Annotated in this window: 12 protein-coding genes; all 12 read left to right on the forward strand. The window is 39.7% G+C overall.

Translation table 11 applies throughout. The features are described 5' to 3' along the window. The first annotated feature begins 455 nt into the window (after window positions 1–455). A complete protein-coding gene (locus DB520_RS10195) occupies window positions 456–1,490 on the forward strand; it encodes a helix-turn-helix transcriptional regulator (protein WP_114749616.1) in 1,035 nt (344 codons plus the stop codon). 117 nt (window positions 1,491–1,607) lie between these two features. Then, complete coding sequence (locus tag DB520_RS10200; protein WP_114749617.1) at window positions 1,608–1,955, forward strand: DUF4258 domain-containing protein; 348 nt, start codon at window positions 1,608–1,610, stop codon at window positions 1,953–1,955. 34 nt (window positions 1,956–1,989) lie between these two features. Beyond that, the gene (locus tag DB520_RS10205) at window positions 1,990–2,280 is read left to right on the forward strand and encodes an HNH endonuclease (protein WP_114749618.1); all 291 of its coding nucleotides are present in this window, start codon (window positions 1,990–1,992) and stop codon (window positions 2,278–2,280) included. Between the two features lie 2 nt (window positions 2,281–2,282). Continuing rightward, on the forward strand, window positions 2,283–2,843 hold the full coding sequence (locus DB520_RS10210; RefSeq protein WP_114749619.1) for a hypothetical protein: 561 nt from the start codon (window positions 2,283–2,285) through the stop codon (window positions 2,841–2,843). A 4-nt stretch (window positions 2,844–2,847) separates the two neighbouring features. Next, window positions 2,848–3,849 carry a DUF4407 domain-containing protein gene (locus tag DB520_RS10215; RefSeq protein WP_114749620.1) on the forward strand — a complete coding sequence of 334 codons (1,002 nt, stop codon included), beginning with the start codon at window positions 2,848–2,850 and terminating at the stop codon, window positions 3,847–3,849. A 328-nt stretch (window positions 3,850–4,177) separates the two neighbouring features. Then, the gene (locus tag DB520_RS10220; RefSeq protein ID WP_114749621.1) at window positions 4,178–4,873 is read left to right on the forward strand and encodes a CRISPR-associated endonuclease Cas6; all 696 of its coding nucleotides are present in this window, start codon (window positions 4,178–4,180) and stop codon (window positions 4,871–4,873) included. Then, complete coding sequence (cas10, locus tag DB520_RS10225) at window positions 4,866–7,469, forward strand: type III-A CRISPR-associated protein Cas10/Csm1 (RefSeq protein ID WP_157972010.1); 2,604 nt, start codon at window positions 4,866–4,868, stop codon at window positions 7,467–7,469. Before DB520_RS10220 ends, cas10 begins: the two co-directional genes overlap by 8 nt. 100 nt (window positions 7,470–7,569) lie before the next feature. Next, window positions 7,570–7,929 (forward strand): type III-A CRISPR-associated protein Csm2, encoded by a 360-nt coding sequence (gene csm2, locus DB520_RS10230; protein WP_157972011.1) that lies wholly within the window; start codon window positions 7,570–7,572, stop codon window positions 7,927–7,929. An 11-nt stretch (window positions 7,930–7,940) separates the two neighbouring features. Next, window positions 7,941–8,594, forward strand: a complete 654-nt coding sequence (gene csm3, locus DB520_RS10235; protein WP_114749624.1) for a type III-A CRISPR-associated RAMP protein Csm3 — start codon at window positions 7,941–7,943, stop codon at window positions 8,592–8,594. Next, the gene (gene csm4 / locus DB520_RS10240) at window positions 8,591–9,613 is read left to right on the forward strand and encodes a type III-A CRISPR-associated RAMP protein Csm4 (protein WP_114749625.1); all 1,023 of its coding nucleotides are present in this window, start codon (window positions 8,591–8,593) and stop codon (window positions 9,611–9,613) included. The genes csm3 and csm4 overlap by 4 nt, the downstream gene beginning before the upstream one ends. Before the next feature lie 3 nt (window positions 9,614–9,616). Then, window positions 9,617–10,774 carry an RAMP superfamily CRISPR-associated protein gene (locus DB520_RS10245; protein WP_114749626.1) on the forward strand — a complete coding sequence of 386 codons (1,158 nt, stop codon included), beginning with the start codon at window positions 9,617–9,619 and terminating at the stop codon, window positions 10,772–10,774. Further along, a complete protein-coding gene (locus tag DB520_RS10250) occupies window positions 10,771–12,159 on the forward strand; it encodes a hypothetical protein (RefSeq protein ID WP_114749627.1) in 1,389 nt (462 codons plus the stop codon). The genes DB520_RS10245 and DB520_RS10250 overlap by 4 nt, the downstream gene beginning before the upstream one ends. The last annotated feature ends 4 nt before the right edge of the window (window positions 12,160–12,163 follow it).

The raw sequence follows: 12,163 nt of genomic DNA on the forward strand, positions 1-12,163 counted from the left end.
ATTAATAATAAATAAAATGTACTTTTCAAGCTTATTTATTTCTCTTATTGCACACCCTTAACCTGCTCCAATTATGCATAATGGTCTAAAAATCTTACGTCCGAGGTGTTTTTTTGGTGTTTGGGAAACGCAAATGGACTGGTGTTGCGGGAGCTGTGCATTTCGTTCCGCCATCTTGTTTGGACCACCCCCTTTTTCCCCAGTTCTCCTTCCATCGTTGTTTCTCTCCCCCTTCCCTTTTTATACCTCATAGCGTAAAATCAAACCTACGTATTTAACAACTCCTTGTAAATTTGTGACAGGACTAACAATGAGTAAAATTTTAATCTGTAAACTTTTTTCAGGACGAGTCATTTGAAAACCTCATTGGTCAGATTGGCTAATACCTCAACAGTTCTACCAAAAAATTTCAGTTGATTTTTTTAAATTGCCCGATTAATCAACAAAAGATCACTATGCCCAAAAACAGGTTTGCGGAAGTGCGGTACCGAGTCTTGGATGAATGCCTTCGTGATAAGCTACATTACTATACGTTAGAAGAGTTGGGCCAAAAATGCGACGAGGCCATTTTTCAAATTGATGAAATAGAGCGTCCCCCTATTTCCCTTAAACAAATCCGAAATGACCTGAAATTTATGGAAAGCGAGGCCGGGTACAAAGCCGAGATCGAAAGTATCAAGATGACGGGTTCCAAAAAACATTATTTTCGATATGCAGACCTAGGTTTTTCCATCAACAAAAAGCCCTTGACAGAGGAAGATTTACAGAATTTAAAAAGCTCTGTTTATATCCTCCAGAGATTTGGTGGACTACACAACGAGGATTGGATCAATGAATTCGCCGCAAGGATTGAAAGCCTGCCTGAAAAAAAGGAAGAGAAAGTCAGTCCAAAAATTGAAATTATCCTTTTTGAACATCAAGATATAGATGGAGGAGGAGAATGGATCATTACTCTCTATAAGGCCATCGAAAAAAAACATTGTCTCAGTATCACCTACCGCGAATTCGGGGCCGAACAGGATAAAGTCTATCAGGTTTCTCCCTACTTACTAAAACAATATAACCGCAGATGGTTTTTGCTCTGTAAAAGCGAGGCATTGGATCAAATCACCACTCTCCCTTTGGACAGGATCAAAGATGTGCAACCCAGTAACCTATCGTTTAGCTTCTATCCGGACAACAATCCGGCGGAATTTTTTGAGGATGTCATTGGGGTAATTAATAAAAAGGAGGATCCTGTAGAGAAAATTGTTTTAGAAGTGCACCGGGAACTACTCCCCTATGTGGAGTCCAAGCTGCTCCACGAAAGCCAGAAGAAATCCAAACCCACTGCTGACCCGGATTGGTTCACCGTGGAACTTCAGGTCAAGCCAAATTATGAATTTTACTCGGTGATTCTGTCCCATGGACGGAAGATGCGCGTGGTTTCCCCTTCCCGTGTAAAAGCCAAAATCAAGTCATTTATCAAGCAAATGGCTTCGTATTACTAGTCCGGTTGCCAATTCCCAATTTTAAGGGATTCCGTAGAAAGCCCAAGTAGGAAAATATATTTCCCACTTGGGCTTTTACTTTGTATCTCAATCAAACGGATATAACCAAGAGAAGAGATGGAAATCCTAAAACAAGCAACAAACATAAGCTTCAGCCGGCATGGGAGTATGCGGCTACAGCAGCGGGGAATAAGCAGAGCATCGGTAACTTCAGTATTGACTTACGGTAAAATGATTCATAAGCAGCACCTGAAGTTTTTCTATCTCCCAAAGTCAATTATCCGCTCAGCCGGTTTAAGAGACACTGATGGATTATCTAACCTGATCGTTATCACGGACCTTGCTCAGGAAGAAGTCATTACCTGCTATAAGAGCGAAAAGGGAGTACACAGCATCAAGAAAAAACCAAAGCGGTTGCGCAAAAAGAAACTTGAAAGCAAGCGTGAAAATAGATTTCCCACTTAGCGCATAAACTTGTAACATAAAAAAGGAGGTAGCTATGACAACATTAACCATGGCTAAAGAAGCCAAAAAATACAGCGAAGGATTAGAAGACATCCGATGGAAGCAACTCAGAAAAAGAGTGCTAGAAAGAGACGGTCACCGGTGCAGGTGTTGCGGGAAAAGCGAGGGCATACTACAGGTCCACCACCGTCAATACCACCGATGCAAGACCAGCGGAGAATGGCGAAAGCCCTGGGAGTATCACCCGGTATTCTTGGTCACCCTTTGCGAGGGGTGCCATTATAGAGGACATCAGCAATTTTCAATACCTATAAAAGACATATAATCATGACAATACTCAGTAGAATTTTCGGAAAAAAGTCCACAGGCACCCAGCAAGAGGCCGCAGTGGCACCCCTAGAGCGGGAGTTGTTTTTGGAGGACAGGCACCCTGTAGAGCTGTTTCCTGAGAAGGAAGAGCGGCAAGGGAGAGAGGAGGCCAGCATATTGGGGGATCTTTTGGATAAGGACTATCTGGCCATGGGACAGCGCGATGGGTATGAAGACCGCAGCGGAACCTTTCTGGAAGGGCATTTGGAGGTGATTGCGGCAGATTTCAGGAGAAGGCTCTACCAGGCGCAAAGCGAGATTGAGCATCATATGCATGGGGTTTCAACCCTGCTTACCGAAAGGACCAGGGAGCACATGCCAGACCAGTTCCATATGCTGGAAAGAAAGCTTGCCCAATTGGAGCAGCAGCAACGGGAAGTACTTAGGGAAATAGACCTTGCGCCTATGGGTCAGGGCTATATAGAGGTGGCCTTCAGGAGGTATAAAGAAGGCTTTAGGAAAGGGTTCACCCTTAGAATGGAAGAAGATATTTTATGTAAAGGACAACAAACGCTATAAGATCATGACAGTACTACAACTATTTACCCGACTGTTTGGCTACGATTACGACAAGGTTAGGGCGCAGCCCACAGCAAGCCGACAAAAGATAGTGACATTGGGCACCCTACTACTTATTCCCGTGATGTTATGGATAGTATCGGGGTTTTACATCAGCAGGCACCTTATGGGAGCCACTTTATTCGCCGCTTCTATGGTGGGGCTGTTCTTGGGGGGCGTCATGTTGATCATTGACCGGAGTTTTATCGCCTCTCCCAAGGGCGAACATGGGGCAGTGTTGCTCTACTACAGGCTGGCATTTGCCTTAATCACCACCTTGCTGGGGGCCTTGGCACTGGACCTTATGGTGTTTGGAGGTGACTTGGAGGAATACAGGGTAGCAAAAGGTGAGGCCATCTACCAAGAGGCCTTGGACGGCCATGTGGCGCAGCACCATGGGTCCCTGGATGGGTTGAGATCAGAAATCGCAGATGAAGAGGCTGACTATAAGAGGTTGCATGCAGCGTATATCCTAGATATGGATGGAAAAGGAGGTACCCGAAAGTATGGGGAGGGTCCTGTAGCCAAAGCCAAAAAGAGGGCCGCAGATGAGCGCAAAGCGAGTCTGCAGGGGTTGAGGGCGAAGCTGGACCGGGAGAAAGAACGGCTTGAGCAGGAGGCAAGGGAACATGCCGGCAAGGTGAGCACCCAGAAAGGCGATGCCCTGCTCAGCAAGTTGGAGGACTTGCATGGCCTTCTGGGCGAGAGGCCTATGGGAATGGCGGTGTACCTGGTGTTTCTGGCCGCGGTATTTATGTTAGAGACCGCCTTTGTGATCATTAAGTTCACCTGCTCCCAGACCCTCTATGAGGACTTGCTTAAGGCAGAGGAGGACATAGGAAAGTATAGGTTGGCAAGGATGCGTGAGCGTAGGGAAAGAATGCTTACCGAGGATGGGATTATGGGTTCCACAGCGGACAAAGTAAGGCGCATCAGTGGGGGGGCTGAAGCACGCAAGATGGTATAAGGGGTGCTGGTGCCCGGGGAAGTTTTTATTGGGTGATCATTTTTTGTACCCGGGCCCAGTTTTTAGGTTTCAGCGGTGATACCGTTTACAAAAATACCCCGATCCGGGTATTTTATTTCTGGAAATGAGCCAGTACTTTGGCTTTCTCAAAACACAAAATAGGATAAAAGAAAGGAAAACCCTATATTAAATCTTTCATTTGGTTTTTTAAGCCAATTCAGGGGTATAATCGGCAGATCTTTTTTATGGGTTAAGATACTGTTTGTTAGTGGGGTTACATCAAAATAAGTGTTTACAAGAAATTGCATTTAACTAAAATCTATAGGCCATGCCAAAGGTAAGGGTAGTAAAAATCATTTTTGACACCGAATTGCGGGTTCATGAGATTCCCAAATTCAGGGGTGCGGTGATCGATATGGTGGGCAGTGAACATGTGTCCTTCCACAACCATTTGGGGGACAGCAAGTACCACTATGCCTATCCGGTGGTGCAGTACAAGACCCATGGCCGCAAGGCGGGAATCGTATGCATTGAGGATGGGGTGGAGGATATCCACCACTTTTTTAGCAAGAATGCTGGATCAATAAAAATAGGAGACCAAGAAAGAGAATTACATGTTAGTTCCGTAAAGATAAATAAGTTCGAAGTTCAAGTTTGGGATAGCCTATTTAAATACGAAATAAAAAATTGGATCCCATTTAATGAAAATAATTACCAAAAATTTAAAAAAGTAGAATTCGAAGTTGATAAAATCCATTTTATGGAGAATATTTTAATCGGTAATATACTGTCATTTGCAAAAGGTATAAACTGGAAAATTAACAAAAACATTATTGTAAAAATAAGTGAAATTAAAAACAGTTATTGGATAAATTACAAAGGAGTTAAGTTAAAATCATTCCATTTTACTTTCAAAACAAACGTATTTTTACCCTATGATATTGGTCTAGGTAAAGGTTCAAGTATAGGATTTGGAACTCTTTTTAAATATTCGAGTAATAAAAAACTTAATAGACGTGAATAAAAGAAATATAATATATCTGGCCGCATTACTACACGATATAGGTAAGTTCTTTCAAAGAGCAGACCCCAATCCATATTGGGAATCTGAAATACTAAGTGAAACTTCAAAAAAGCTAAGTGGTGTAATTTGTCCGCAAAAGAAAGGTTACGATGGCTCTAATAGACCTACTCATCATCATGTGATCTGGACGCATGAGTTTTTCGAAATCCCAAATGTCAAAAAACATTTCAGGTCCCTAGGACTTGAACTCAATCCATTTGATCTCAATACCGATCAAGAAGACCATTTGATTAACCTTTCAGTTTTCCACCACCGGCCCTATACCAAGTTGCAAGCTTTGATACAAATGGCTGACCATTGGGCCAGTGGACTTGACAGAACAAAAAAAGATGAAATAACTTCCGAAAAGAGGAACTTCAAAGAGGTTGGACTTCTGTCCGTGTTTTCGCAAATCGAAGGAAAGGACAAAAGGGATTTTTATTTACGAACTCGGGGGCAGTCATTGGAAGCTGCAAGCATTATGCCCTCAATAACAGAGGAGGTCTCCTATTCAGATCTATGGGAAGAATTTATTGTTAAAGTGGGGGATATTCCTATGGCAGGCAAAGGGCAAATCAGTGCTTTCACAGAAAGTTTACTTTTCCTACTTAGGAAATACACCTCCAGCGTGTCGGCTAGTACTTTTCAAGGGGATTTGCCTTCAGTAAGTTTGTTTGATCATTTACGAGTGACTGCTGCAATTGCGGATGCCCTCTTTGCTTATGCTGAATCATATGGATTTGATGAGGTTTATGAATTTCAGACCGGAAGTAGAAGCTACCTTAAACTCAAACCTAATCATAAAGAGCCACTTTTGATGGCATGTGTTGACTTATCGGGAATCCAATCATTTATTTATAATATTTCCGGAACCAAGGCAGCCCAAAGCTTAAAAGGGAGGTCGTTCTACCTTCAATTATTGATTGACAGTATTATTGACCGCTTGGTTTTAGATAATGGGCTGAGCATTGGAAATGTGCTTTATTCAAGCGGGGGGAAAGCCTACCTCTTGATGCCTAATACAACAGAAGTCAAGTCAAATATCAAAAAACTCCATCAAGAAATAATCAAAAATGTCTATAATGAACATGGTTTTGGTCTTTATGTGTGTATGGACTTCGTATCATTTGGATACGACCAAGAGCTTAAAGTACTATTTGAATCTACACAGGCTGATCACATCGGCGAGCTGTGGAAAGTGCTTGGAGAAAAAACCGGAAAACAGAAACAACGAAAATATGACCTACTTCTGAATGATAGTTTTGAAAGATTCTTTGTCCCAGAGAAAGTAATTGTTAGCGACAAAATCTGTGCGGTAACCGGAAAGCCACTTGAAGTTAAGGAGGCAAAAAACATTAGCCACGATGATAGCGAAGAACCCGTGTATGTTAGTCCGCATGTATATGAACTTATTACGCTGGGTAAGCAGCTAAAAGATGCCGACTTCATAATTAGCTTTTCCAGCGAAAAAACGCCTCAGTTTAAAAGGGTAAAGGGGATTAACCCACTGAAACTGGGAATAAAGAAGTACCTATTTGACCAAGAAGATCTTACCAAAGAAGATGCGGATTTTAGAAAGATTACATCCTTTGACTTTTGTCGTGTTCAGTATATCAACAATACGAGTTTTGAACTAGTGTCTAAGCTAAAGGGGCAAGGTGCTTCGTATGGATATCTTTTTTATGGAGGTAATGAACAGGCGGAAAAAGAAAATGGAGAGGAAAAACTTTTTGACGAGCTTGCGGAGAGTGGATCCTTTGACCGTTTAGGAGTATTAAGAATGGATGTAGATAATTTGGGAGACTTATTTATTCGGCGAATTCCTGAAAATCAACGCAATCTTGCAACTTATGCCACACTGAGTAGTCAATTAGATATCTTTTTTAGTGGATATCTAAATATCATAAGAAAAAAAGATACTTTCAAAGACTATGTTAATATATTATACTCTGGTGGAGATGATATTTTTGCAATAGGTCGATGGAAAGAACTAGTCGATTTTGCAATGGAAGTAAGAAAGTCATTTGAAGAATTCATTGGGGGAAGAAAGGACATTACTTTATCAGCTGGGATTAGTTTAGTTAAGGGAAAATATCCTATTGCCAAGGCCGCTGATCTTGCCGGCGAAGCAGAAGAAGCTGCGAAAGTACATGGACTAAAAGATGGCAAGGCTAACAAGGATGCATTTACCTTCTTAGGAACTACACTTTCATGGATGGAAATGGGTAAAGTGGCAGAAAGAAAATCTCAGTTTGTAAAACTGTACGAAAATGGTGTCATCACTATGAGTCTGCTTCAAAAGCTGATGCAATATCATCTGCAGAAGGAAGGGAACCCCTATGATTTTAGCTATATCTGGAGAGCTGTATATTTCCTAAAACGATATAAAGCTCAGGGAATGGAAGCTGAGTCGCTAAAGGAGGAGCTAACGAAAGATATTATGGAAAACGCTGCGAAATCAACAGTACTGCAAGAACTAGCCTTAGCTGCACGATGGGCTGAATTAGAAATTAGAACCTTTAAACAAAAATCACATGAACAAATACCCGCAAAATAGAGGCACTGGTCATAGGCAAGGTAGCCAATACCAAAAACGGGAGACTCTTAAAATCCCAAAGCCCGATTTCAATCCTAATTGGATAACCGAAGGGATTGATATGGAAGGGCTTGACAAAATATCAAAGTTTGCAGAAGACCTCAACCCCTACATTAAAACTTCAAAACTGAGAAAGTTTTATGGTGAAGTAAAAAGGATTCAAGTAAAGGGTATTTCAGAAAACTCTGAAAAAATAGCCTTTCGGATGCTAAAACCTAAGCTTGCTTATGCAGTAGGAAGAGAGAGTAAAGATGAAGCAATCGCACTTAGGTGTCTAAACGAATTTATATCAGAAGGATTAAACATAGTTGACAAATCTTTCGGTGATGCAAAAATAGAAAAACTTTATTACAACAACTTTGTCAACCTTTTCGAATCTATTATTGCTTTTCACAAATATCATGGGGGCAAAGACAAATAAACCTTAAAGAAATGAGCACAAACAAATTAAATAAAAAAATAAAATTCACAGGGCAGCTAGAACTACTAACCGGACTCCACATCGGTGACAGCAAGGAAAACCTTCAGATTGGAGGTATAGACAGTGGTATTATACGAAGGAAAGACAATTACCAGCCATATATACCAGGAAGCTCTCTTAAAGGGAAAATAAGGTCATTGTTAGAAAGGAAAGAGGGGATCAATGCTGACAATAAGTTCAAAAACGACGGGAGCACCATTTCTAAAATTTTTGGAAATACTGACTGCGCCTCGCGGGTAATTTTCCGCGACTCTTACCTTACTCCGGAATCTGTAGAGAAGTTTGAAAAATCAGATTTCCTAGATTTACCATTTGCAGAAGTTAAGACGGAAAATATCATTGATAGAGTCTTAGGTAAAGCTAAAAATGGAGGTTTACGCTCTTTGGAGAGGGTTCCTGCGGGAGTAAAGTTCAACTATGAAATCATTTTGAACATCTATGAAAACGACTCTGAAGAGGAATTCATCAAAGTGGTTGACAATGGAATAAACCTTCTTGAGCTTGATTATCTTGGAGGTAGCGGCTCTCGAGGTTATGGTCATGTAAAATTCCACAACACTCAAAAGGAGACAATTGATTTGAATAAAATCAGCATATCGCCATGAGCCAATTATATGCAGTTCAGTTAAAATTCACAGGTTCTGTACACTTTGGCTCCTCTCGCTTGGACTACGGGAAAAGTGAACGCTTTTTGCACAGTGACACACTATACGCTGCCATTTTCCAAGCCTGGGCTATGCTTGGCAAAAAAGAATGGATTGAGCAATACAAAGACGATAGAGATTTTGTGCTCAGCTCATCATTCCCCTTCTACAGACCTAAGGAAGGAGATCCTGTTTATTTTCTACCAAAGCCCTATGCCCCTCTATTCCCAGACCAGGCCAATGCTGATGGAAAAATAGATCGAAAACTGGTAAAGAAGGTTTCCTGGATAGATCTTAGACTTTTTGCTCAATGGTGCCGTGATGGAAATACTCCTTTGGAAGCGAAATACATTCATAAGGAATTCTACACTTCACAAGATTGGCTAAAAGACGAAAAGGGCAATGAGTTAAGCTTATGTACTAGTGAAGTCTATCCGAGGGTCAAAGTAAGTAGGGTTGATGGGGAAGATGCTGTGCCTTATTATATTGAAAAGTTATACTTTAATAACAGCTCAGGCCTATATTTAATCTTTCATGGAAATGAAGAGAGCCTTTGCGCTCTCAAACATGCCTTGGAGGTGTTGAAGGACGAAGGACTTGGAACAGACCGAAAGGTAGGACATGGTCAATTCAAGTACACAATAGATCCTTTCTTTGATTTGGAAAAACAAAATGGTGAATTTGCGGTCAACCTCTCACTATTTGTACCAGAATCAAAAGAGTGGTTGGATAGTTATTTGCCTGACCGAAATTTGGGAGGTTATGAATTGATTCAAAGAGGTGGATGGATTACTACCCCGCCTTTTAATACGCTTCAAAAAAACCGGTTGAGCTTCTTTAAAGAAGGATCTATATTCAAATTCGCTAACCAGATAGCGGGTGTTACACACGATTTATGCCCGGAAATAATAAGTGGGAATCCGGATGCTCACCCTGTTTACAGGGTTGGCAAGGCTCTTTTTGTACGATTTAACAAGTAGTTTATGAGCAACTTCAATGTAAAAATAACGGTATTAAGTCCCATTCACATTGGTGGAGCACAAGAAAGGCATTATCAAAAAGGGCTTGATGTTTTTTGGGACAATGGAACTCTTTACTATTTACCATTAGAGGCACTTTCGGAATACATGGATGACTCTCTGATTCAATTCTTTGCTAATGGAAATAAGAGCGCCATCTTGGAAAGATTGAAACAAAAAAGTATTCCCTTTGAGAAAATTGCTCTTCGAAAATGGGATTGCCCAAAAGAGCCTGAGCAAGATGAGATTAAAGCATTTATCAAGACCGGTTTTGGAGATCCGATATTACCTGGTTCTTCCATAAAAGGATCAGTCAGAAGCCATTTATTTAAAGCCCTTTCCAAAGGAAAGGTTAACAATGTGATTCAATCATTAAAATATGGAGCGAAATTCAATAGAGGAATAGAAGGAGAAGTGCTTGACTATAAAAATGGCAGAGAGGATATTCAACTTCTCCGTCTTTTTCAATTCTCGGATTTCCTTTTTGATAAATCGGAGATTTTGCCGGTAAAGGTTTTTAACCTTAGAGAGTATGATGATGAATGGAGTGGAGCATGGAAGTATAAATCCGGTAGTGGCAATAATGAATGGGAATTCAGTCCCCACGGCTTCATCACTCATTATGAGGTATTGCCCAAAGCCAGCTCCGCAATTGGAAAATTTAATATTTTGGGAAAGGAAATGTTGAAATTTAACGGGAGTTATCCTCCTCAATACGGTCAGCTTGGATTTGGAAACGGAAATGACCTGAACAAATTATTTGAAATTATTAATAAAAACATTAAAAATTACCTGCAAAAAGAAATCGATTTTTTTTATAAGTACTATGACGATGACGAAGTTGCCGATGGTCAAATCGCTCCCTTTTATGAAAAATTAAAGGAACAAGCCAGTGAACTGAAAGATGGTGCAATATTAAGAGTTGGCGGAGGCTCAGGCTTTCATAGTATGACTGGAGACTGGATATACGATGATCATTTAATTTCTGTAGAAAAGCCATATGAGCAGTACCAAAGAGGAAAAATTAAAAACTATACGAAAAGTAGGAAATTCACCTTTAAAAAAGTTGATGGCGTAATTGAATTTTCACCATTGGGTTGGATTAAAATTGAAAACATATGAAAATATTGATTTCAAATATAGGAAATAGAAATATAAAATATAATAATAGTTTTATCCCGCCTAATGATTTTCTCTCAGCTACTAAAACAATATGGGAAAGTTATAAGGAAGAGGAGGAAAATCTTTCATCTTGCATATTACCCGAATTCTTAGAAAGACACAAAGATGCTGATAAAGCTTTTCTTTATACAACCCTTCAAGGTGAGGAGAACGGTACAGGGCACCCATCTGATACATATTATGAAGGTTTGATATTACAAAAATTGTTATCCAGCAGGTACCCTAAAATTGAATTCCATAGTGTGAAAATTATAGATTTACAAACTCGTTCTGGATCAAATCCAACAAAAGAGAACGAGCTCATCCCTTTTTTTATCCAACAAATCAAAGCTCTACTTTTTAAGTACCCAGATGCTAAATATGTTTATCATGAAACGGGGGGTACTTCCCAATTGAAGAGTAGTCTAAGATCTGTTTTTGAATTTTATATACCAAAAGATAAACGAGAATTGTATGAAGGGGACTATGATATTAGTACAGACTCAACGATTTTAAAAGAGAAAAAGAGAGACGAGTCTGAAAAGATATTGCTAAAAAGTCAAATAAAAACGCTTATTGAACATTTCAATTATACAGCAGTAAGTGTTTTGGCAGAAACGAATACAGAAAATAAATGTTTTACAAAACTTATACAGTTAACTCAGTTAAAGTGGGATGGGCAATGGCAATCATTGAAAAAGGAAAAGTATGACAATTTCCCGAAAGGATTAAAAAAAGAGGAAACCACTTCTTTTTTGAAGACTCCATATACAGATAAGGTCAATTTTTTTGACGAGATAGATTATAGGCTTGAAGAACTCAAATTAATATTGGACAAGGCCGAAGCCCTCCAAACCATTAACGACTACACTTCTGTGATTCTTACAGCTCATCAGTTTGCTGAGAAGTTTATTGAAATGAAACTATACGATATTTTTGGTTTCTTTATTCACTCAGGCAAAGATCAGAATGGAGATCAGAGAAGGCTAGAAGTACTGCAACAAATCAAAAAGCAATGTTATCAAGAAATCGAAAAATTTTTACGTTTAGACATATCTAAAGTAAACCAACTTTCCTTACCTCTGCAGATATTGTACTGTAGTAAAATGTGCAATGACCATGAACACGTAATTGAAATCATAAAAAAAACTAACCGACGGTTTGTAAGAAACACAAATTACTCCTTAGACACTCTAAGAAATGGTATTGCACATGAAGGTAGAGGCGTATCTAAAGTAATTTTTGATCAACATTATTCAACCCTAATTAGGGATATAAAAAAAGGAATGGGATTTAAAGAGAATTTTTTCTTTAAGGTTAACAAGCTCCTTATCGAAAATTTATAGATAA

The sequence above is a fragment of the Pleomorphovibrio marinus genome, from assembly GCF_003347495.1.
Classification (GTDB): domain Bacteria; phylum Bacteroidota; class Bacteroidia; order Cytophagales; family Cyclobacteriaceae; genus Pleomorphovibrio; species Pleomorphovibrio marinus.